At 29.3% G+C, this 24124-nt stretch carries 19 protein-coding genes; 11 read left to right on the top strand and 8 right to left on the bottom strand.

Annotation, left to right across the window (positions count from 1 at the left end):
- Positions 1-129: 129 nt before the first annotated feature.
- The 11 genes from ACPYPZ_RS00905 (at position 130) to ACPYPZ_RS00855 (ending at position 15581) form a co-directional block, all read left to right on the top strand.
- Positions 130-3231, top strand: coding sequence for a putative immunoglobulin-blocking virulence protein (locus ACPYPZ_RS00905; protein WP_426461456.1), 3102 nt, complete (start codon positions 130-132; stop codon positions 3229-3231).
- A complete protein-coding gene (locus tag ACPYPZ_RS00900) occupies positions 3224-4666 on the top strand; it encodes an MSC_0624 family F1-like ATPase-associated membrane protein (protein ID WP_426461455.1) in 1443 nt (480 codons plus the stop codon). The genes ACPYPZ_RS00905 and ACPYPZ_RS00900 overlap by 8 nt, the downstream gene beginning before the upstream one ends.
- On the top strand, positions 4641-5180 hold the full coding sequence (locus ACPYPZ_RS00895) for an MSC_0623 family F1-like ATPase-associated protein (protein WP_426461454.1): 540 nt from the start codon (positions 4641-4643) through the stop codon (positions 5178-5180). The genes ACPYPZ_RS00900 and ACPYPZ_RS00895 overlap by 26 nt, the downstream gene beginning before the upstream one ends.
- The gene (locus ACPYPZ_RS00890; protein WP_426461453.1) at positions 5155-6042 is read left to right on the top strand and encodes an MSC_0622 family F1-like ATPase gamma subunit; all 888 of its coding nucleotides are present in this window, start codon (positions 5155-5157) and stop codon (positions 6040-6042) included. Before ACPYPZ_RS00895 ends, ACPYPZ_RS00890 begins: the two co-directional genes overlap by 26 nt.
- 2 nt (positions 6043-6044) lie before the next feature.
- Positions 6045-6491 (top strand): MSC_0621 family F1-like ATPase epsilon subunit, encoded by a 447-nt coding sequence (locus tag ACPYPZ_RS00885; RefSeq protein ID WP_426461452.1) that lies wholly within the window; start codon positions 6045-6047, stop codon positions 6489-6491.
- Positions 6481-8541: an MSC_0620 family F1-like ATPase-associated subunit gene (locus tag ACPYPZ_RS00880; RefSeq protein ID WP_426461451.1), complete on the top strand. Its 2061-nt coding sequence runs from the start codon at positions 6481-6483 to the stop codon at positions 8539-8541. The genes ACPYPZ_RS00885 and ACPYPZ_RS00880 overlap by 11 nt, the downstream gene beginning before the upstream one ends.
- The gene (locus tag ACPYPZ_RS00875) at positions 8541-10061 is read left to right on the top strand and encodes an MSC_0619 family F1-like ATPase alpha subunit (RefSeq protein WP_426461450.1); all 1521 of its coding nucleotides are present in this window, start codon (positions 8541-8543) and stop codon (positions 10059-10061) included. Before ACPYPZ_RS00880 ends, ACPYPZ_RS00875 begins: the two co-directional genes overlap by 1 nt.
- A complete protein-coding gene (locus ACPYPZ_RS00870; RefSeq protein ID WP_426461449.1) occupies positions 10061-11413 on the top strand; it encodes an MSC_0618 family F1-like ATPase beta subunit in 1353 nt (450 codons plus the stop codon). The genes ACPYPZ_RS00875 and ACPYPZ_RS00870 overlap by 1 nt, the downstream gene beginning before the upstream one ends.
- 16 nt (positions 11414-11429) lie before the next feature.
- On the top strand, positions 11430-13604 hold the full coding sequence (gene mip, locus ACPYPZ_RS00865) for an Ig-specific serine endopeptidase MIP (protein ID WP_426461448.1): 2175 nt from the start codon (positions 11430-11432) through the stop codon (positions 13602-13604).
- Position 13605: 1 nt separating this feature from the next.
- On the top strand, positions 13606-14283 hold the full coding sequence (locus ACPYPZ_RS00860) for a hypothetical protein (protein WP_426461447.1): 678 nt from the start codon (positions 13606-13608) through the stop codon (positions 14281-14283).
- Positions 14284-14384: 101 nt separating this feature from the next.
- Positions 14385-15581, top strand: a complete 1197-nt coding sequence (locus ACPYPZ_RS00855; protein WP_426461446.1) for a restriction endonuclease subunit S — start codon at positions 14385-14387, stop codon at positions 15579-15581.
- Positions 15582-15627: 46 nt separating this feature from the next.
- Here the strand turns inward: ACPYPZ_RS00855 and obgE are convergent, their stop codons facing one another.
- The 8 genes from obgE to alaS all read right to left on the bottom strand — a co-directional run bounded on the left by obgE (position 15628) and on the right by alaS (position 24122).
- Positions 15628-16893 (bottom strand): GTPase ObgE, encoded by a 1266-nt coding sequence (gene obgE / locus ACPYPZ_RS00850; protein WP_426461445.1) that lies wholly within the window; start codon positions 16891-16893, stop codon positions 15628-15630.
- An 81-nt stretch (positions 16894-16974) separates the two neighbouring features.
- Positions 16975-18114 (bottom strand): hypothetical protein, encoded by a 1140-nt coding sequence (locus tag ACPYPZ_RS00845; RefSeq protein ID WP_426461444.1) that lies wholly within the window; start codon positions 18112-18114, stop codon positions 16975-16977.
- Positions 18092-18925 carry an MAGa3780 family membrane protein gene (locus ACPYPZ_RS00840; protein WP_426461443.1) on the bottom strand — a complete coding sequence of 278 codons (834 nt, stop codon included), beginning with the start codon at positions 18923-18925 and terminating at the stop codon, positions 18092-18094. The genes ACPYPZ_RS00845 and ACPYPZ_RS00840 overlap by 23 nt, the downstream gene beginning before the upstream one ends.
- Positions 18926-18996: 71 nt before the next feature.
- Complete coding sequence (locus ACPYPZ_RS00835) at positions 18997-19782, bottom strand: hypothetical protein (protein WP_426461442.1); 786 nt, start codon at positions 19780-19782, stop codon at positions 18997-18999.
- Positions 19783-19835: 53 nt separating this feature from the next.
- On the bottom strand, positions 19836-20318 hold the full coding sequence (gene greA / locus ACPYPZ_RS00830) for a transcription elongation factor GreA (RefSeq protein ID WP_426461441.1): 483 nt from the start codon (positions 20316-20318) through the stop codon (positions 19836-19838).
- 47 nt (positions 20319-20365) lie between these two features.
- Positions 20366-21070: a BC85_0335 family putative methyltransferase gene (locus tag ACPYPZ_RS00825; RefSeq protein WP_426461440.1), complete on the bottom strand. Its 705-nt coding sequence runs from the start codon at positions 21068-21070 to the stop codon at positions 20366-20368.
- Positions 21070-21507 carry a Holliday junction resolvase RuvX gene (gene ruvX, locus ACPYPZ_RS00820; RefSeq protein ID WP_426461439.1) on the bottom strand — a complete coding sequence of 146 codons (438 nt, stop codon included), beginning with the start codon at positions 21505-21507 and terminating at the stop codon, positions 21070-21072. The genes ACPYPZ_RS00825 and ruvX overlap by 1 nt, the downstream gene beginning before the upstream one ends.
- Positions 21507-24122 carry an alanine--tRNA ligase gene (alaS, locus tag ACPYPZ_RS00815; protein ID WP_426461438.1) on the bottom strand — a complete coding sequence of 872 codons (2616 nt, stop codon included), beginning with the start codon at positions 24120-24122 and terminating at the stop codon, positions 21507-21509. Before alaS ends, ruvX begins: the two co-directional genes overlap by 1 nt.
- Positions 24123-24124 lie beyond the last annotated feature (2 nt).

The following is a 24124-nucleotide window of genomic DNA, read 5'->3' as shown; positions in this document are numbered from 1 at the left end:
TTTTTTTAATTTATGTATTAAAATCAAATATGTTTTTTTCATACTATGCGTTTTTTTTTTTTTTGAAAAACATTTATTTTATAATTTATACTATTAAAAAATAAACTTTTTAAATTTTGAGAGAACATTATGATAAAAGCAAGAAAAAAGAAATTAATTAAAGCTTCCTTACTTTTAGGAGCTTCTGTGGTAGCTATTTCTGGGATTAGTGCTACAGTTTATTTTTCTAGACAAAAAAGCGACTTAGAAAGAAACTCAAAACTAGATCACAGAAATACCATACCAAAATTAACAAACCAAGTTCATATTATTATAAAACCAGAAAATAACTCATTTTCGGATGACAATCTAAAAGAAACTGAAGTAAAAACCATTGTTCAGTTTGTTTATGATAACAAAGTCATAGCTTCAAAAGAATATATGACACCTAATAATAAAGAAGTTGAATTTGATATTACAAAAGAAATACCAGAAGGATATGAAATCGATCAAGCTTATCATAAAAATCAAGCTATTGTTATCCAAGCTGGTAAAACAAACATTATTTACATTAAACCGATTATAAAGATCTTAAAAACAACTTTGCAATTCGTGGATAATGGTCAACAAGTTGGTGAACCGCTTATTTTTGAGTTAACAGAAAATGATAAGTTAGATGTGCAAAAATACATTCCAAAAGGATATCAACTAGTTAATAAAGATGTTCAAGTAAAATTAGGTGAACTTAATAAAATCGAAGTTGAATTAATTAAAAAAGAATATCACACAACTTTCGAATTTAAATTATTAAATAGTGATACTGTAATTTTAGAAAAAGAAATTACCACATTTGGAGAAGAACAAATCAATCCATATGATTACATTCCAAGCGGTTATACTTTTGCACCTGAGAATAAACAACCACAACCTATTTCAAATGTTAATCCAGGTGAAACTTACACTTTCTACATTGAAAAAAGTGTGGTCGAAAAATTAACAACCTTAATTTATCAAGCAGATAATCAAAAAGTATTTGAAACAGTAATTAAAACTATTGGTGATCAAAACATTACTAAAGCCCAAATTGAGCAAAACGTACCTAAAGGATACGAGCTTGTTCCAAGTTTCAATATGCAAAGTTTAAAATTAAATGAAACTAATATTATTCCAATTCAAAAAATTAAAGTAAAAACCGAAACTACAATCATTTTTGAACTTAAGGATAATAAAGAAGTTATTAAACGTATTATTGTTGAAACAGGTGAAAATGAAAAAATTGACCTTAATTCATTAATTCCTTCTGGATATGAATTAGTTAATAATCAAGATACTAATATTCAATACGGAAATAGCAATGTGTTTGATGTTGTGAAAAAAGTTCAACCTGAACCTGAGCCAACTCCTGCTCCAGATCCTACACCAGAACCTGAGCCTATTCCTGAACCTGAACCTGAACCTGCTCCAGCACCAGTACCAGAACCAAATCCATCTGATCACACAGAAGGAGCAATTGATGGTGTTGACATTTCTAAAATAGTTGCAGCTGGTGGTGGACTTGAAAATACAAGTAGAACATACTACAAACCTTCAACATTACCAAAAATTACCAACCCTTCTTTAAGTGGTGCAAAACTACAAGAAGAAAGAGAAAGATTACAAAAAATCAGAACAGCATTAAATAAATTACAAACAGGTGCTGATATCACTTTAGATGATATTAAAGGAATTGTTGGTAATGCAAATGATAATGATGCGTACTTACAAAGTTTTGCAAACTACTTTAATACTGATGGAACATGAAAAGATGTTGGTGTTTCTGTAATTTATGATGTCGAACAAACTAAAGAACAAAAACGTCAAACACTTGAAAAACAATTTGCAGCAGCAGCTGAAATTGCTGAACGTGAATTCCAAGCAGGTAGAGTACTTAGTGTAAGTGTAAGTGGCGGTTCAATTTCATTTAACTTTGGATACCAAGATAAATATCAAAACCCTACATTAGTTTCAAATATTATTGCTAATGAAAATAGAGCGTTTGCTGTTGGTGATTATGAATATGATCGTAACGGAGCTCAAATGCTTAATGGTGACTATGTTGGTTGAACTAAATCAAATATTTCAAGTCAATATAGCGGAACAATTGGAACTGCAAGTGAATTTCCAGATTCATCAGGTAAAAAATTTATTACAGGTGGTGGAATTCAAGTTTATGACTACGTTCCAGATGCAAACAATAATTTAGGTCAAAAACAAGGTAACCAAAAAATGGCATTCTTAGATGCTTCTAACTCCGTGGGAATTAACAACATTATTAACTTGTTGTACCAAAATTCAGATATTACAGGGTTATTTATTAATAACATCGGTCTAACAAACAAAGAACAAGATATTAGTGGTATTTTAGATTCATTGCCAAGCTCAATTAACAAAATTACTTTAGTATACGATACTGAAAAAATGTATGGAATTTCAGCTCTTAAACGTTTACACTTAAAACAAGCTGAAATCCTTACAACAATTAACAACATTGATGATAACTTAGGTGAAAACCTCGCAACTTACAATTATGGTTGAGGTATTGACCCAATCGCCTTTTCAAATACTGATTATGTAGCGTTTGATTACAACGCAACTCGTGGTTGAGGAGCTGCTGGTAGCTACGAAGTTCAAACTGGACCAGTTAACTTCAATATTATTCGTCCAGACCGTGGAAGTACTTTTGATGATATTAAAGAAGGTATTGAACTTGTACTTCACACTCACAAAGACTGAAAAGTATTTAATGGTCAACACGGTGATGAAGGTTACCCAATGAAAATCGACTTATCATTAACTGATATTAAATCATTAAAAGGTATTAATTTAGGAAGCTACTTATTCAAAACAATTAAATTACCTTCAAGTGGTACAACATTTGACTTTGATATTAAGGATTTAGGTGGTAGTCAATTTAATGTTATTTTAGCTAACTGAGGTACAAGTGATAAACCAATGATATTATTCGGTGACTCACGTACCACAAAAGTTCATTTTAAAGGAAGTTACAAAGACTTCTCAGGTAGATGAACTCGTGAATTGCAAGGATTCTTAACTGGTATTATCAACAACAATGAAGTAAGAACAATCATTGTTGATGATGAAAACGTGCTTAAGATCCTTAAACAATCACCAGCTTGAACAAGTGCTGATACAAGCAATTTAAAAATTGTAGTTGGTGAATCTCAAGATAATGGAGGATTTGACTTTGATTAAAAAAATAAATTTCAAAGGAATTCAAGTTCCAAAAGCTGGAATTTTAATTCTTTTTGCAGCAATTTCATTATTTACCTTCCTAAATCTTTCACAGTACATCGGTAGTCAAACAATCACTCCAGATTCTACTGAAAAATACTTAGGATTTGAACGCTTATTTGATTTTACAAATCAAGTTTTAAAAGCAAGAAATTTCGCTATTTTAACAAACTTTATTTTGCTGTTTAGCAGCTTTGTCCTAGGTTGTTATTTTAGCTATCAGACTTTATTATTAAATATTAAAAAAATGCCAACTGTTATTTTTATTGCTTTATACACAATAATTTCTCTTGGTGCTTTAGTTTATTTAAACTTAATAAAAATTAATATTACAACTAACGCAGTAACACTCATTTATCCATTTTTAATTTTTATTGGTGTGTTATTAGTTAAATGAATTTTTAACTTATTCTTTGTTGCAAAGCAAGTTAAAAATTACGCATCATACAAATTACTTTACTCAAGTAGTTTTATCGCACAAACATTATTATTAATCTTTGTAGTTGCATTTACTTTAATAACATATGTAACTATTAAAAACGTAACTGATATTGATTTAATCTTTAACGGTGAGAAAAATAACAATTACCAAATTTTAGATTCATGATTTAACACAATGAATAATAAATCATGAATTACAATCATTGTTTTAGTGGTTTACTTAACAATTACTTTTGGATTTAAGTTTTATCCATACGTTGCTAAGAAAACAAGTAAATACAGTTTTAAAAACTTTGTAAAAAACACTTTACCATTTGCAATTATAAGTTTATTTACAATGTTAGTATTCTTACTAATTAACCTTAAAAACTTAAGCTTTAGTACTAACACATTATTTAATAGTAGTTTTAATTACTACGGTGTAATTATCTTTGGAGTAATCTACTTAGTAGTGATCCTTGGATACTTATTAACTAACTATTTAATTATTAAAAAACAATTTGCAAAAGTATTAATTAAACTTAACTTCTACTTATTCTTTGCATTCTTAGCAATTAGTAGCTTGATTTACTATATCTTTAATTTTGATTACATTAATAATTACTTGAATACATTATTACTTGTAATTAGTGCAATTGTTTTATATGTGATTTTCAGATTACAAACAAAATTACAGCTTACTAAATACATTATTTGCTGAAACTGAAAATTAATCTTGCTTAACTTCGTGGCTCTTTTTGAAGTAATTAACTTAATGATGATTACTTCAAACAACCCAGTGTTTTCATCTATTTTCGTGTTATTTAGTATTAATGAAGTTTTAGTTACAGCAATGTTATTAATTGCCTTAATTCCGTTAATTTGACAAATTGGAAAATGAATTCGTGCAATTATCATTATTAAAAATCATCAAAAGAAGGAGTCTCAAAATGAGCAAATTATGAAAGAAAACTAAAAAACAAGATACCCCTAATCAGTTAAACGAATATCAACAAATGGTTTTTGCAAATTATGAAAATGCTCGTACTGCTCAAAATTTCCTTGAGCATCAAGCATTTATTAATCAGTTTTTATTAGTTAATAATTTGCGTCAAAAAGATACAAATTGAGTAACTCTTAAAAATAAAGCTGAAGAATATTTAGCTCAACGTAATGAATTAATTTTTGATGATTTTGTATTAACCTTTACACGTGATCCACGTTTTAGTCTTGAAGAATTAGTTCCAGACTTAGTAAAAGAACCAAATGCAAAATTATTAAGCTTAAGCTTTAATAATTCAAATAACGAAGCAGAAGCTAAGTTATTAAATGCTTTTAATAATTTATTATTTAAACTTTTAAAAGAAGAACAAAAAGCTGTTGAGCTTTTTGACGGAATTATTATTAGTTTTGATTCAGTTTCAAATAAATACACAATTTTATTTAGTCAAGAGTTAATCCAAAATGCACATTCGGAAAATAAAAAGTAAATACGAATCATTTGAAAAGATTATTAAAATCGTTGAATCAAATAAAAACATTACTTTAATTAATATCTTAAAGCTATCAAAACAAATTAGTTTCTACTACGAAAGAGCAGTTTTTTCAAAAGATATTATTTTAACCTTAGCCAAAGAAAAAAACCTTGATTCACAATTTTTAAAACCTAGTCAAATTAATTTATTTGAAACCAAACAAAATAAAAATAAACCAAATCGAACTATTTGAGTTTATGTAACTGAAGAAGAGCAATATTCAACTAACTCATACGCAAAATTTGAAAACAATTTATTACAAGAATACAAAAAACAAGATGTCATCATTGCAATTGGAAAACGTGCAATTGATTTTGCGGTTGCTAACCAGTTTAAAATTCTTTTTTGTACCGAAAACAATGATGTTGAATATTTAAGTAGCTTACTACCATTAATTATTCAAAAAGACATTAACCAAAATGGTTTTGCTAATCTTTATTACATTATTAACTCATCTAAAGTTAAAAATATGTACCTTAATGTTCTTCCACTTGAAAAACTTAATTTCAACCTTAACGTACAACATTACAAACTTGAAGAACAAATCAATATTAAAAAACTTAATGTTTTCCCTGATTTAAATAGTTTTGTTGAATCAGAAATTAACACTTACTTAACTTATATGACTTATACACTGCTTAGTGAATCAGCTTTAATTTATCACAAATATAAACTAGTAGCTCAAAACCAACAAATTAACGACTTAGAAAAGAAACAAAAACAACTTAAACTTCAAATGCTTCGGAGCAAACGTGAAGATGAAGTTGAACAAATGCAACTTTTAAGTAAAAAGAAAGATTTATTACATAGCGAGTAGATATGACATTAAAATTAACATCTCAACACTTTGATATTTCAACAGTTGAAATTAAAAAACTTGAAATTAATACTGACTTAAAAGATGCATGAATTGCTTTTCACAATAACTCAGTTGCTAGTTATAGACATTTATTATTAAGATTTACCAACTTAAATAATGAAGTTAAATATTTAATTTTAAATAACGCATTTATGACTAATATTAACGATGAAGTCGAAATTCGTTATATCGGTAAAATTCGTGTTTTTGTTCAAAATCCAAAACTTAAATTACAAGAACAAGAAAAAGAATTGGCTGAACTTAAATCAAAAATTAAGCTTTTAGACGCTTATTATGAATTAAATTTAAACAGCTTAGATTTAATTAAAAAATACAAATTACAAGACCAACTATACGACTTACAAGCTATTACTAACTTTTCATTAGAGGAGCAAGATGAACTTTAAAAAATCTAAAAAACTTTATTTATTAGCAGCTGCACCGCTACCTTTAATAGCTCTAAGTGCAAATGAAAATAGTAATACCGTAAGTAAAGAATTCGACGGATTTAAAGATATAGTTGATAATTTAATTAAAACTAGTTTAAGTGACTTACTCACTAAAAAAATCGATGAACTACGTGAAAAAGCTGGTCAACTACTAAGTTTTTCAAACAAAGATAATCCTAACGATCGTCAAGAGTTAGTTGATGCAGTTTATTTACAAAAAATCGCTGATTACCTTGAAAGTAATAAAGATGAAATTCTCAAAGATCCAAAAAAATTCGGACTTGAAATTGAGTTTCCACACATTATTTCACAATATAAAAGCTTAAATATTTTAAATATCACTTTTAATGGCGATACTTTTAACAACATTAAAGTCGGAAGCTCATCAAACTATGATAATCCTGATTTTATAAAATCTCAAAGCTATAGCACAATTGTAAATAGCGAAACAGCTGAAACAGTTAAAAATAAAACTGAAAGCTACTTTAGTGATCTTGGTGCTCAGTTTGAAGATATCTTTACTAACCCAGTAGATATTCCACAGCTTAGAATTACTAACGAAAAAGACGCTGCTCAAGTTTCACTGACAAATTTAAGTTTTAATGAAACTCACACAGGATTAGAAATTTCAGTTCCTGAAGGTTATACTGACTGAAATGATTACATTAAAAAACACATCTTCAAACGTTTTGCTACTTTTGATTTAGTGAAAAACTCTAACTCAGAACAACAAGAAGAAGATGATCCAATTCCACCACTCATTCAAAATGAACCAGCTACTGATTCATTTGACATTGAACGTGAAATTCAAAACGTTCCTAATTTAACACCGTTTGTTAAATATGAATACTTTGATACTTTTAGTGTTGCTAACTACGATTCATATGTTAAAGAACTCGAATCAAACGCAAAAGCCTTTAACCAAAAGTTTTTCTTTAATAACCCAGTTTTAACTAGATATCAATATGCAATTAAAAAACTAGAAAAAGATGGTGAAAACATTAAAGCGATAGTTGAAATTGCTGATCAAGTTAATTTAACTCACACACGTGAATATTCAACAGTGATTACCAAACTAGATTCAAAAAACATTACACGTAGCAAAGAAGCTGCTTACTTATTATTAAGAAAAACATTTACTAAGCTTTACTCAGCTTTAGGAATCGGTGAACAAATTAATCTTAAAAAATTAAATAATAATTCTTTATCAGTCGCTACTTTCAACTTAGTAGTAGAAGCTGTTAAAACCTTATCACTACCTGAATTTATCGAACGTGAAAACGCTTTAGTTAGCGATTATGCTGATCAAATCGATAGTTTACAAATTAGTCCAAATAGTGTTTATGGTAAAAAACTATTAAACCTATTTTTAGGTTCTTTAGAAAGAATCGACTTAAAAATTGGAACTATTACATATAACTACTTTGATTACTTAATTCAAACTTACTTTGATTTAGTGTTTAAGTTCCAAACCGAAACAAGTAATAATCAACGTGAAGTAGTTATTAAAAACAACTTTAATAAATTCGGATATGCTACTAGCATTTACCAAAACGGATTTAAAACACTTAAAAATGATTTAATTCTTGCTAAAGGACTTTTAAATAGTACTAACTTCGATATTAATGCAAAATTCAGTCATTACACAAATATTATTAGTCAAATTCAATTTATTTTAAACAACTTAAGTTATTTATCAATTAATGAAGTTTTAGATAATAAAAACGAATCACAAAAAGTCAAAAATTTCCAAGAAGCTTATAAGAATTTAGAAAACTTACAAGCAATTTCCATTCCAACGAAAAAGAAAACTATTCTAATTACTATCGGAAGTATTCTTTTAGCTTTTAGTGCTTTATTTAGTTTGATTATCGGATCAATTAATCGACTTAAAAAACAAAATAAACAAGGAATGAACAAAACTCAAATTATATTATTAGCAGTAATTTCGATTACGATTTTCTTAATCTCTGTAGTATTAATCGGATTAGGAATAGGAGGATGATAATGAAAAACCCAAAAATTAGTGCTATTTTTGACTACGTAATTGAAATTAGTGGTCAAGCAAATTATGCACAGAACCAAAGCTTCTTAGTACCTGAAACAAACACCAAATTAATGGTTATTTCAGCTACTAAGAATAAAGCTTACTGCTTAGCAGATAAAAACCTTGAAAACATCCGTACAGGAATGGAAGTAACACCATTAGCTGAAACATCAACAGTTAAAACTCCTAACAACATTTACGGAAAAATTTTAAACATTAATAATGAAATTTTATTTGGTGCAAACGAACCATTTAATAACTTCTACAAATCAGAACACAGTATTTTTAACTCAAAAAATACTTTACTTGATTATGAACCATTAACAGAACAACTTAATACTGGATATATTTTAATTGACCTTTTAATTCCAATTGGAAAAGGACAACGTGAATTAATTATTGGTGACCGTAAAACAGGTAAAACTCACATTGCTTTAAATACAATCATTAACCAAAAAGGTAAAAATGTTAAATGTATCTATGTAGCAATCGGACAACAACAAACTCAAATTGCAGCTGCATACAACTTACTTAAAGAAAACGGTGCTTTAGATTACACATTCATTATTGATGCATCTTCAAGTAACCCATATGATCAATATTTAGCACCATACATTGCAATGGCTCACGCAGAAAACATTTCAATGGAAGATGATGTATTAATCGTGTTTGATAACTTAACTAACCACGCTAACGTTGTTCGTGAGCTTGCATTATTAATCAACAAACCAGTTGGTAAAGAAGCTTTCCCTGGTGATATGTTCTATACACACTCAAGATTACTTGAAAGAAGTGGAAAATTTAAAAACAGAAAAAGCATTACAGCTTTACCAATTATTCAAACAGTTGAAAACGACATTACATCATTAGTTGCATCAAACGTTATTTCAATTACTGATGGACAAATCGTTACAAACAGCGAACTATTTGCTAGTGGTAAAATTCCAGCTATTGATGTTGAACTTTCAGTTAGCCGTATTGGTGGAAACGTACAAAAACCATATATTGCTAAAGTAGCTTCTGAAGTAGCTAAAATTTACAAAACATACAAAAGACAAATTAAACTTGCTGCTTTAAAATACGATTTAAACGCAGAAACAAATGCATTAATCAACAATGGTGCAATGATTGAAAAAATGTTTATTCAAAAAGGTGTTTCAGCATACACTGAAAAAGCAATGGTACTTACATCAAAAATCACTAGTTGAGGTATTTTAAATGGAGTAACTGATATTGCTCTTGCAATGAAATTCATCGACTTATTTATTCACAAAAACGAAATTGCACATCAAACTTTTGAAAACATTTTAAATAGCAATTTAAAAGATGAAGAACTTGCTAAAAACTTCTTTGCATTCGCTTTACAAGAGTTTGCTAAATTAAATAATCTTGATTGAAAAATTAAATTAGAAGGTGAATTTGTGCCATTCAACAAAGCTGAAATGACACAAATTTCTCAACAAGTAATGGAGGCTAAATAATGGTTGGAAAAATTACTAAAGTTTGAACTGACGTTATTGAAATTAAATTCGAAGAACACTTACCAAAAATTAACGAAGTTCTTAAAAACAAAGATGAAACAGCTTACTTATTAGTTAAAAAGATCGTTAATGAAAACACCTTATTGGCCATCATTATTAAAAGTGAAGTTGAACTTGCAATTAACGATGAAATTATTGCTACAAACCATTCATTTATGGTTCCAGTTGGAAATGCTGCTAAAGGTAATATTTTTAACGTACTTGGAAGTTCATTAAATCACGAAGGTGAAAGCTTTGAAACTGTTGAAATGGATTCAACAATCATTACAAACCAAGATTATAAATTTGAACCAGAAATTCTTGAAACAGGAATTAAAGCAATCGACTTTTTCATTCCAATCTTAAAAGGTGCTAAAATCGGTATCTTTGGTGGAGCTGGAGTTGGAAAAACAGTTTTAATGAAAGAAATGATTTTCAACCTTTCAAAAAACCAAAAACGTACATCATCAATTTTCATTGGTGCTGGTGAACGTTCACGTGAAGGAGTTGAACTTTACCACGATTTATCTAAATCAAATTTAATGAAAGATTCAGTAATGTATATCGCTCAAATGAACGAAAGTGCTGGAGCGAGAATGAGTATCGTGCCAGTTGGTATTACAGCTGCTGAATACTACCGTGATACTAACAAGGAAAATGTTTTATTATTCATCGATAACATTTTCAGATTCTTACAAGCAGGAAGTGAAACTTCAGCTTCACTTGATAAGAAAACTTCTTTTGGTGGATACCAAGCAACTTTAAACACAGATATTTCACAAGTTGAAAACAGATTATTCTCAAATGAAAACGGAGCTATTACTAGTTTCCAAACTGTTTTCTTACCAATGGATGACTTAACTGACCCTTCTGCTGTTGCGGTATTTAGTCACTTAAATGGTTCATTAGTGCTTTCACGTGATGTAGCTGCTAAAAACATTTATCCAGCTTTTGATCCACTTGAATCTGTAGCAAGTAGTGTTGATCCAAAAATCATTGGTGAAAGACATTACAATGCAATTATGGAAGTTAAGAAAGTGCTTCAAAGATATAAAGAACTTGAAGATGTTATTTTAATTCTTGGTATCGATGAACTTGATGATGAATCAAAAATCATCGTTAAAAAGACATTACAACTTCAAAACTTCTTCTCACAATACTTCTTTACTACAGAACACTTTACACATGAACCTGGTGTTTATGTCACAATCGAAGAAACAATCGATTCTGTTGAAAGAATTCTTGCTGGTGAATTTTTAGAAATTTCTCCAAGAAAATTTATGTATATTAAAACTGTAAATGATTTAATATAAATATATAAGGAGAATTATGAATTTAAAAAAGATAAAAAGAAACTTACTTACTGCCGGTATGGTAGTAAGTAGTTTATCTACTTTTGGAATTTTAGCTAGTGCTAGTTGTGATAATCAAACAGGTACTGATACACCTACTCCAACTCCAGAACCTACACCTAAACCTACCCCTAACCCAGGTGGTAAGTTTGATTTAACTGCTAACAAATTACAATACAACCAAACAGCAGCAAATAAAAAAGTAATTGAAAACTACGTTGCTGATGAAGTTAAGTATTTTAATAACCTTAAAGATCATTTAACACAAAACAAAATTGATAGTGCTGAAAAAACATATAGCAATACTCCTACTGCTGTAATTAATAAATTCGACAACCTTTCTAAATCAACCTATCAACCTTATTACTTAGATGCTCTTTTTAAAAATTACTCTTTACCAAATGAAAATAATTATTTAAACCTTAACCCTTTACTTGGTGTTCCATATGGTAAATACGATAAAGCAACACCTGGAGACCGTGGTAAAACACGTATGTTCCCTAATGAATATTACAAACAAGCTGCTTTAGAAAGTTACTCAATTATTTTTAACAACTCTAACCCATTAATTAAAAACATTAAAGGTGCAGACTTATTTGACCAAAGAAGCGAAATGGGAACTGCTTGAATTTTAGATTACCAACTTGATCCATCTGGTAAATACCCAATGAAATGATACTTAGCAACTAACTTACACGTTGCGAGTGCATTAAAAAATAAATTCACATCAGGTGATTTATATTCAAACGAACCAGAACTACAAAAAGAATTCGATCGTTTAAATCAAGCTTATTTAAATGAAAAAGAATGAAGAGATAAATATAACGCTATTGAAGCTAAAATCAAAGAAATTTCAAAAATCAAAGGTCCAAACGCACCTGAAGTAATTGAATTACAAAAACAACTATTCTACAATAACGTTCCAGGACCAGTTGGACTTGAATATGACAAAGCTGCTAAAGAATTGCAAGCAGCAGAAAATGCTGTAGTTGGTCAAACTAACTCAATTACTATTTCACACTTTAACTCAAAAACTGATTTAGATTCAAGATTTGAAACTACAGCTTTAGATCCTAATATTGACACTATTACCTTACAACCTAAACAAATTAAAATTGTTTATGCTGGAACCGACTTTTTAACCCAAAGTCCAAGTGAATATGTGAATTCAACTCAAGACTTTAGTAAAATGCAAGAAATGGCTGACTTTGCTGTCTTAGAAATTGATTTTAGTAAACAAGAATACGAACCATTCCACAACCAATACGGATTTACTAAAAGAGTTGGTTCAGGATATCAATTTAAACCAGTTGCTAGTTTAGAAGACTTAGTTAAGGAATTTACTTCAAACTTTGCTACTTTACCAGCTGACAAACAAAGTAAACCAGCTAACTTTGATATTCTTACTAAATACGAAGAATTATCAAAAGAAACTGTTCCATATACTGAAGACGGTAAAGAATACAACATTCCAAAAATTAATGTTGACTTCATTGCTGTAGGTTTCCCTAATGCCGATACAGATGATACCATTGACCGTAAAATCCTAACTGATGCTGAAAAAGAAGCATTAAAATACACTTCAAGTTTCTGAACAAATAAATCTCGTGATAATTCGAAAGGGATAACTAATTACGGTAATAGTCTGTCAAAAGCACTTGGATTTAGAAACTTTATTGATAAACCAGGAATTACAGATATTACCTTAACTTCACCACTCATTCACTCACCTGAAAACCAAGGGTTTGATTTAGGAAACTTTAAAGAAGTTAATTCACCATACCAAGGTAATTACTACATCAACTATGGACTTGGATATGTTTTAAGTAGTTGACAACCAATGAAAGGTGCTTCTGGAAGCAGTGTCCGTGATATTAATAACAATATCATTGGTATTAACTATGCTACTGCTGATGCACAAGGTCTTTCACTCCTTTCATTAGTCCAAGCTTTAAGAAGTCCAGGTGAAACATACCAAAACCAATACGGTAGATACGTATTAGGACAATATGACTTAATCTATGGTGGAGGTAAAAATCAAAGAACTTCATACCGTGATAAGTTAGCTCAAATGTATGGTTCAAATTATCAAACTAAATTATTTAAAAACGGAGCTGGCACTTTAGATCCAGAATACAAATTTAAGGATTAGAATGAATAAAATTAAAACTCTCTTTTTCTCTCTTACTTCACTTTCTATAATTCCATTATCCTTAACATCATGTTATTCGGTATCTAATTCAAACATTAACGATCAAAATAATAAAAATACGACTAGCTCTAAAGTTACTAATCTTGAAAATCAAATTGCAATTTTACGTAATAAAATAAACGAAGAACAAGAACAAATTTTAAAAACTGAAAATAGCTTAAAAAACGCTGATACAGATATTCAAAACTTAAAGACAACTCTAACTTCATCTCAATCAGAATTAAGCTCTAAAACGGCTTTATTAAGCCAAAATCAAGCTACTTTTAAAATTAAAGCTAAAGAATTACAAAATAATAAACTTGCAAGCGAATATAAAGACATTGTTTCACAAGTTATTCAAGGAAACACCAAAGTAGTTTTAGATTCAATTAAAGAAACTAGTTTTAAAACAGAAGTAGAAAATCTCATCAAATTATACAACGACACAATTGAACTAGCAAATTCCGTTCAAACCCTACAAAAACAAGTTAAAGATCTTTCAGATAAAATTGCATATCAAAGCAACTTATTACAAAATAATAAACTTTCTTTAATTAAAGATAAAAATTCTATACAAGATAAAGAAAAACAAATCGTGCTTTTACAAAATAAGATTCGTGATTTAACTAGAAATAATTAGAAGTTCCTAAGTCTCTTAGGAGCTTTTATAATTATTTTGGCATTTACTTACAAGAAACGATTAAACAAGTAAAATTTTATATATTAAAAGTAGGTGGTAAAATGAGAAGACATTTATTGCAAGATATGATAGATAAATATTGTCCTAATGGAGTGAATGAATATTTAATTTCCGAAATAGGAACAGTATCAAACGGAAAGTCTAATGCTCAAGATGAGGTTGCAAACGGTGAATTTCCACTTTATGTAAGATCTCCTAAGGTATTAAAAACAGATTATTATACTTTTGATGATGAATCAATCATTATCCCAGGTGAAGGTGGTATTGGTGAAATTTATCATTATGTTAACGGAAAATACGCAATTCATCAACGTTGCTATAGAATAAATTTTAATAATAATCCAAAAGTGAATTGCAAATACATTTTTTACTGCTTTAAACAATATTTTAAAAATTATATTCACAATATTACATTAATAGGAACAGTAAAATCAATAAGAAAACCTATGGTTGAAAAATTTTCGGTTAAATTACCACCAATTGAAATTCAAAATAAGATTGTAGAAATATTGGATATGTTGTATGAGCTTTCGCGTGAGCTTTCGCGTGAGCTTTCGCTAAGAAATGAACAGTTTAAAGCTTATAATCATTTTCTATTAACCACATATAATTGGTACAAATTTTTTGAATATGACGAAAATTCAGAGAAACAGATATGAGAAATTTCGGTTTGAGATAAGAAATTTAAAGAAGTGGAAAAATATAAACAAGAGAAAACTCATAGATATAAATACTTATCAGCTGCTGATGCTAAAGAATTAATAGATGATAGTAATGAAATTAAAATATTGGCAACTTCACCTAAAAAATGATATACATCAAAAAATAAAGTATTAGATTGATATCAAAATTTAGAAGTTGTATCAATTCCATGAGGTGGTTCCGCAAAAATACAATATTATAATGGTGAATTTGTAACAACAGATAACAGATTATGTTATTCTAAAGATCAAAATGTAATTTTAACTCAATACATCTATTATTTCTTTTTAAAGAATATAAATTATATCCAAAGCATTTATAGAGGTGGTGCATTACAACATCCAGAAATGAAAAAAGTGTTAGATATGTGAATTGATATTCCACCTATTGAATACCAGAGACTTGTAGTAGAATGTTTAAGTACAATAGAAGACTCTAGAGCTGATATTAATATCGGTTTAGAGAAAGCGATCGAACTAGAAAACAAGCGTTTTAACTACTACCTTAATGAGCTTCTTAACTTCGATAAATACTAAAAGCAAAATAAAACTTACTGCACTACACAGTAAGTTATTTTTTGTATTAAGCTTCGTTATCTCACTCAAATTGGAAACCATAAATAGAAACAGTATCACCTTGTTGAATACCACGACGTACAAGTTCTTCTCAAACACCGATTTTCTTAAGAATGTTATTAAATCTAAGAAGGTTATCGTAACTGTTAATTGGAATTCTGTGGTAAAGTTCTTCAACTTTTTTACCAGTAACTTCAAAGTAACCTTTGTATGGAGAGAAGATTTCATAATCAGGTTCAAACTCAATTACTTTCATCTCTTCTTCTTCATTTTCAATTGGGTTTAAAGCTGATTCTTTAACTAATTTTAAAAGTTCAGCTTTAACTGGTTTAAGGTTTTCTTGGAAAATAGCTGAAATAGGAATAACTTTTACATCTGGGTAAGCAGCTTTAAATTTTGCTAAATGCTCTTCAAACGCATCCATATCAGATTTATTAGCAATAACTATTTGTGGCTTAGTTTCAAGTTTAAGGTTGTAACTTCTAAGTTCTTCGTTAATTACTTCATAATCAGCAATTGGGTCTTTTTCTTCAGATCCAAAGTCAATAATATGAACAATTACTCTACAACGTTCAATGTGTTTTAAGAATTGAATTCCTAAACCCTTTCCTAAAGATGCACCTTTAATTAACCCAGGAAGGTCAGCAACAGTGAATGAATCACCTTCGTATTCAACCATTCCAAGTTGTGGTACTAAAGTAGTGAATTCATAATCTGCAACTTTAGCTTTAGCATTTGAAATAACATTTAAGAAAGTACTTTTACCAGCAGATGGTTTACCTACTAAACCAACATCACTAAGGATTTTAAGTACAATATGTGCTTCAAATTTTTCACCTGGCATTCCGTTTTCACAAATTCTTGGAGCTGTGTTTTTGGCAGTTTTAAATTTAGTGTTTCCACGTCCACCTTTTCCACCTTTTGCAATTAAATATGGAACGTTAGCTTCAATTACGTCAGCAACTAATTTTTTACCATTGTAAACTAAAGTACCAACTGGAACCTTAATATATGTGTCTTTTGCATTTGCTCCATAAAGGTTTTTTGGACCGCCTTTAACTCCGTCTTCAGCAACAATGTGTTTGCTTTTGTAAAAACTAAGTAAGGTGTTTTTTCCGTGGTCACCTACAAAGTAGATATTTCCACCACGACCACCGTCTCCACCATCTGGTCCACCTTTATCAACGTGTGCTTCTCTACGGAATGAAACCATTCCGTCTCCACCACGACCTGCTTGTACTAGGATTTTAACTTCATCTACGAATTTAGCCATATTGTACCTCCTTAATATAATAAATAAATATTACCATAATATTGGTAAAAGTCTGTTTTTAAGTGCTTAAAACAGTGCTTTTTATTGTTTGTGTTGAGTTTTTGTTGTTTTGTAATAACGTTTATTTTTCTTTGGTTTGTTTTGTTGTTTTTGAGGTTGAGTTTTTGGTAAAGTTGCAACCTTTTTTTCTTCACGTAATTGATTTTTAATTGTTTCAAGTTTTTGAATTTTTTCATCTTGTTCAACAATTAAATGAGCGATAGTTTTGTTTTTAGGTGCAGCATCTAATTTTTTAATTAAATATTGTGTACGTTTAATATCTTTAAAAAGATGCACTTTTGTTTTTTGATCGGTTCTTCAGCTTTGAGCTACTTGATTTTTATGATTGAGTGCCATTTTAAGTTTTTGTTGATAACGATTGATAGGAAGTTCAAGATGCTCTTCAGCTTCTATGTGTTGACCAATTAATGATATAAATTGATATTCACGTTGGATGTCACTGGTTACTTCACGAATTTTTTGGTTTAGTTCATCAAGAACATCTAAAGCTTGATTTGCTAATTTTGAATTACGAATGATGTATTCAAGATTACATACATCGTTTTTATTGTAATTATGTAAAGTTTCGTTAATTAAAAGGTATTGATCGTGTGAAAGTTGTTTTTTGATTTCGTAAAAGTTATTTTGGTATCCAAACATTAAGTATCCTAAGTATGATGCAATTAATCCAGTTTTTGTTTCTTTTGCTAAATTAACATTAAAACGTGTTTTAACATCTAAATCTCTAACACGAGCAAAGAAATCAACTGTTTCACCATTTTTCATAATACGTACTACATCATCAAGTGCAACAGTAGTACTGTTAATAGGTAAGGTTGGAATTTTAAAGTATTTTTGTGTGATTTTATTTTCAAGTCCAGGGTTTCATCCATAAAAGACAACTGTTTCTGCTGAAATCTTTTGTTCTGGTCCGATAAATTCACTTACTGCTTGCTGTAATGCTATTTGCAGTAATTTTTCATAATTACGGTAGTGAAACTCTGATAAGTTAATAAAGTAAGTTTTGGTAATAAAATCTCGATTTTTTGTATTTAGTACTTTACCAATTGTGAAGCAATATACAACTTCAGTAGCAACTTTTTTAGGATAACCACGGAAGAAGTTAGGTGTGATTGCTTCAAAATCAATTAGTAAGTAATTAATTTTTTGTTTGCTTTTCATATACTTTCCTTTTAGTTTTGCAAATCAACTTTAATAAAAATCCAATTCCAATTGGAAGTACAACACCAACTAAAACAATTAAAAGGTTAAAAACTACTTTTAAAGCAATTTTGTCTCCATGATAAAAGAGTGGAAATTCAAAGTTTAAGAATGGGTAAATCGTAAGTCCAGCTTCATCTTGTAATTTTCAAAGCGGAATACTTGGAGTTAATTTGCGAAGTTCTTTAACAGCTGGATTACCAATAAAGAAAATAGTCATTGCAAAAAAGTAGTACATAAACATCGGAATAATTGATAATAATATTCAACGTTTTGTATATTCTAATTTTTGACGGTTAAAAAATACCATAACTAAAGCAATAACTGGATTAATAAAGTGTGTATTAACTGATGCAATTACCCGACCAGTATTATATTGTCCAGCTAAAAATAATCCAGGAAAAATTAAACTTCAAAAAATTAAAAAGGTTACAGAAATATAAATTGAACTTCAAGTTACTAAGCGATTAATTCATTTAGTTTCATAAAAACAAGCAAATAAAACTAATGCAATTCCGACTGTAAAGTTACTTAAATAAGTAAATGTTCATGAACGATGTCAAAGTTTAGCTTTCACATTAAATAGTAAATGATCATTTAATAATTCTGTTAAATTATTATTTTCTGGTTGTTTTAGTAAACTGTTTTGAATTTCCTTTGAGTCTTCAACTCAAGATAGTAAAAAACTAATTAATAAAATAATTAAAAAGCTCAGTCCAGCTATCAGTGTAGCTTTCCTAACTTTATTTAATTTGTATCAAAAATTAATCATATTCTCCTATCATAATAATTTTATTCCTTATTATAAAACGTTTTAAAAAAGAGTAGCAAAAGCTGACTCTTTTAAAAAATGTATTGTGATTCTGGTACGTCAGTTACTCTTTGTAATAACCCACGGTAATTAAATTCTTGTTTGGTTTTATAGTTATAAAGTCGATTTTCTTTAAATGTGTCATAGACAATCACATAAAGATAATCATCAACCGAAATAAAGTTTTGTATTTGGTTACCTTGCACTCTTAAAATTCATCTTAATTTGAATTTTGACATTTTTGTTGCATTTCCAAGTGCACCTAAATCCACTAAACTTCTAAAAGTAAGTGGTAAATAAGTATTTTCTTCATCTTGTATATAAATTTGATCACCAAAAACAAATCTTGGAGCATCTTTTGAAGATTTAATATTTTTTAATAAGGCTTGTAATTTTTTCTCAACTTTTATTACTTTTCAAGTTGGAAGTAAAATAAAGGCAATTAAATTAAAAAATAATCCAAACCCAAAAAACGCAACTCCAATGTATGTTAATGTATCACCACGATAACTATAAATTTCACTTGTAACATCTGTGTTACTATATATAACAGCTATAATCGCTGCTTGTGCAATTAAAATTCAAAGTGAAAAGATTTGGAAAAAGTACACTAATTTATAATTCGCAAATCTTTTCTTAAAAATTTCCATAAAAACAGTTGATAAAACCATTTTTTCAGCAACTGCTTGTTCTAAAAATGGAATTTTTCATTCAGCTGTTTTCATCATTCGTCTTTTATAACTTGAATATCCTCAACCCAAACTAGTTGCAGGCATAGCAACAATTAAGAAGATAAGCATTCCATAACTTGAGTCCATTGTTTTCTCCTAGTTTAAAAAAGAGTTTCCGTAGAAACTCATTTTTAAAATTATTATGCTAATTGTACATCAAGAATTTGAATTGTAAATTTCTTAGGCGCTTCAACTTCAACCACATCACCAGGTTTGTGTCCTAACATAGCAACTGCTAAAGGACTTTTGTTTGAAATTTTTCCTTCGAATGGGTTAGAGTCGTGAGTACCCATGATACTTACTGTTACTTCTTCATTTGTTTCTAAGTTTTTGAATGTAACAGAAGCACCAATTCCAACTGTTCCTGCATTAGTGTTTTCAATTAAAACAGCTTGGTCGATGATTTTTTCAAGTTCAGCAATACGACCTTCAACGGCTGCTTGCTTATCTCTAGCTGCATCATACTCAGCGTTTTCACTAAGGTCCCCTTGTGCTCTAGCTTCTTTTAAGGCAGCTTGCACAGCTGGACGTTCAACACTAACTAAATGTTCATATTCTTTTTTATATTTATCTAATGTTTCTTGGGAAACATAAATTTTATCGTTATCTTGTAAATTTGACATACAACTCCTTAAGGTTTTTTATTTACTTGTATTTTACTATAAATTAATTATTCTTTGACAATAAATAGAAACTTAGTACCAAAGTAACTAGCATCGAATTTTATTTTTGAATATTTTAAATGAGTAATTAATAAATTAAGCTCTTTTTTAGGAAAATTGTTCATTTTAATTGCAATCATTCCTTTAGGGTTAAGCTTACTATATAAACCATCAAAAATATCATTTAAATTTTGTTTAGTGCTAAAAATAGCAATGAAATCTAATGATTGATTATCATATCCTTTAATTGGAAGATGAAAATCATTTGGATTATCAATTTGACTTTGAGAAAATTTTGGATAGTCAAATTCCTTAACATCATAGTAAATTGGATTTTTAGTTTTAATGCTTACACAAGCAAATGGATATAAGTCATTGCTTGAAAGCACCAAAACATCTTGATAATCATTTTGGTAAACGGTATTAATTGTTCCTTCGACATCATAGTCATTTTCTTTTGAACCGTAGTATTTTTTAAGGTTTTGTGGAAGAATACCTGTATCAGTTCTGAGTGATTCAATTTTGATTTTCGCTTCTCTAACTGCTTCATTTTCGAATTTACGTCTAGTTTTACGAGCTCAAAATCAGATTCCAAAGTAAACAACTAAAGCAAGAATAACAATAACTATTGCTGAAATAGTTAAAGCTAAACTAGTAGTTTTTGAAAGTGTTGGTTCACTTTTTTCGAGCAAATTATGAATTTGTGTAACCATTATTTACCTCATCTATCACGGTAGTACTCTAAATAATCTTGCAGAATAATTTGTGCTGCTAATTTATCTTTATGTTGTTTTCTCTTTTGACGAGTTAAACCAGCATTAATCATAACTTCAGTAACTCTTTTGGTTGAATATTGTTCATTTACTAAAAGCACAGGAAGTTTAATTTCATTTTCAATCCGAGTTTTAAAAGCTTCAACCATTAAGGTGCGTTCACTTTTTTCACCAGAGATTTTAAGTGGATATCCAAGCACTATTCCATCGATTTTATTACGATATTCATTTAGATAGTCTTGAATTCTTTTGATTACCGCATCAAAATCATTTTCTGCAATCATAAAGTTTTCAAGTCCTGTTGCAATAATTTCTGATTCATCAGTAATTGCAAATCCACAAGACTTAGTTCCTAAATCAAGTCCTAATTTACGCATTATAAATTACTTTCAACAACGTTTAATAAATCAGTAGGTTGAATTGCAACTTTACCCATACTTAAAATTGCATTTCCTCCACCTTTACCATTTAATTCTTTAAATAGTTTTTGAGCAAGTTCGTTTGAGTTAACAACTTTTGAAGCAACTACTAACATAGGGTTTGCATCATTTGAAACTAAAACGATAACTGCATCTTGGTATTTTTCTCTTAATGTTGAAGCAACAGTTTTTAAGTGTTGTTTTGTAAGTTCGTTATTAACGTATACTTTAACACCATTAACATCTTTAAATTCAACATTATCGTAGTCAAATTCAAATTCGCTTGTTAAACGTTTGTTAATTTGTTTGTTGTCTTCTTTAATTTGTTCTAAAGCAGCTTTAAGGTAATCAATTGCTGCTTCTAAATCTGTAGGAATTTCTAACTCAAAAGTATATTTTGGATCTAATTTTTCATTCTTTTCAATTGCACGGTTAACTTCATTAATTAAGTTATCTACTTCAGCTTCTAAGTATTCATTAACTAAAACATTTGAAGAAATAGCACGTACACGGTATACTCCAGCGGCTTTCTTTTCTACTCCTGTAATTTTGAAGTTTTCAAGTTTAGCTGTGTTTGAAAGGTGTGTTCCACCACATAAGTCAGCTGTAATTCCATCAAATTGTACGATACGTACATTTTTTGGATCCATATATTCAGCTTCTTCAAGTGTCATGATTGCACCGATTTCTTTAGCTTGTTCTGTAGTCATATTTAAGTATGCACGTGTTGCATCTTTTTTGATGTATTCACGAACAAGGTTTTCAACCGCTTTAATTTGTTCATCAGTAGGACGTGTATCAGCTGGTAAGTCAAATGTAAGACGTTCTTCGTTGTTATCTGAACCTAATTGTTTAATTTGTGGTCCAAGTACTGTTCTTAAAGCACAGAACATTAAGTGAGTTCCTGAGTGGTTTCTTTCAAGTCCTAAACGAATATCTTCATCAACAAAGCATTCTACTGGTTCATTAGCAACAATTTTACCTTCAACTTTGTGGATGTGGTTTCCAAATTTATCTTTAAAAACATCTAAAATTTGAATTTTATTATTTCCTTGTTTAATGTACCCTCTATCGTGTTTTTGTCCACCACTTGTTGCATAGAAAGGAGTTTCTTTAAGTACTACATATGAGATTCCATTAGCTGAAGCTACTTGGTTTTCAGTATCTAATAAGTAAAGGATTTCTGTGTGATTATGTGTTGTTTCGTATCCAACAAATTTATCAACTTTTTCTTTAAGGATTGTAAGTGAGTTAATAACTTTATCCATTCCTGAAAGTTTTGAGTTTCTTGAAGCTTCTGCGTGTTTTTCTTTTGCGGCTTCAAATCCTTCGTAATCAATTTCAATTCCTTGTTGTGCAAGAATTTCACTAGTTAATTCAATAGGGAATCCGTATGTTTCAAATAATTTGAAAGCAACATCTCCAGGGAATACTTTATCGTTTTCGTTTAAGTATGAGTTTAAGATTTCTTTACCGTTTTCAATTGTTTTTCCAAAGCTTAATTCTTCATCTTTAATGATTTTTGCAATTGGTTCTACATCATATTCAAATGGTAAAGTATCTTTAACAACTTGAACTAATTTGTATAAGAACGGATCGAAAATATTAAGTTGCATTGCTTTATAAACACTACGACGGATTAATCTTCTTAAAATGTATCCACGTCCTACGTTTGAAGGTTTAGCACCATCAGCAATAGCATTTACAACAGTACGCATATGGTCAGCAATAACTTTGAAGCATGAGTTAATTTCTGTTTGTTCTGGATCATTAACAAAGTAGTTTTCAATTACATATCTTTTATCTGTGAATTTTTCAATTTCGTGAATGATTGGTAAGAATAAGTCAGTATCAAAGTTTGTAGGTGCATCTTGTAAAATTGAAACAATTCTTTCAAGTCCAGCCCCAGTATCGATGTTCTTTTGTTTAAGTTCTGTATATTCACCTTCACCATTTGAGTTATAGGTTGAGAAAACAATGTTTCAAATTTCGATGTATCTATCATTTTCGATATCTTTTTGCAATAACTCAATTCCACGACTGTCATATTTTTCACCACGATCAAAGAAAATTTCTGTGTTAGGTCCACAAGGTCCGCTTCCAACTTCTCAGAAGTTTGTGTCTTTTGAACCAGGAATCATGTGATCTTCAGGAACACCATGAGACATTCATAATTCTTTTGTTTCTAAATCTTCAAAGTAGTATGTAAAGTAAAGTCTGCTTTTATCAAGTTTTAATACTTCTGTTAAATATTCATATGCAAATGCGATTGCTTCTTTTTTAAAGTAGTCTCCGATTGAGAAGTTTCCTAACATTTCAAAGAATGTATGGTGTCTTGCTGTAACTCCAACGTTTTCAATATCGTTAGTACGAATTGCTTTTTGTGAGTTTGTTAATCTACGTGCAGGCGGTATTTTTTTACCTGAAAAATAATCTTTAAGTGTTGCAACCCCAGAGTTAATTCATAATAATGAAGGGTCATTATGTGGAACTAAACTTTTAGTAGGAACAATTAAGTGTTGTTTACTTTCGAAAAACTTTAATCAGCTTTCTCTAATTTCTTTTGAGTTCATAT

The organism is Mycoplasma hafezii (assembly GCF_049942695.1).
In the GTDB taxonomy this organism is placed as follows: Bacteria; Bacillota_I; Bacilli_A; order Mycoplasmatales; family Metamycoplasmataceae; genus Mycoplasmopsis; species Mycoplasmopsis hafezii.
The sequence above is the reverse complement of the archived record's forward strand: the minus strand, read 5'-3'. Positions and strand labels throughout refer to the sequence as shown.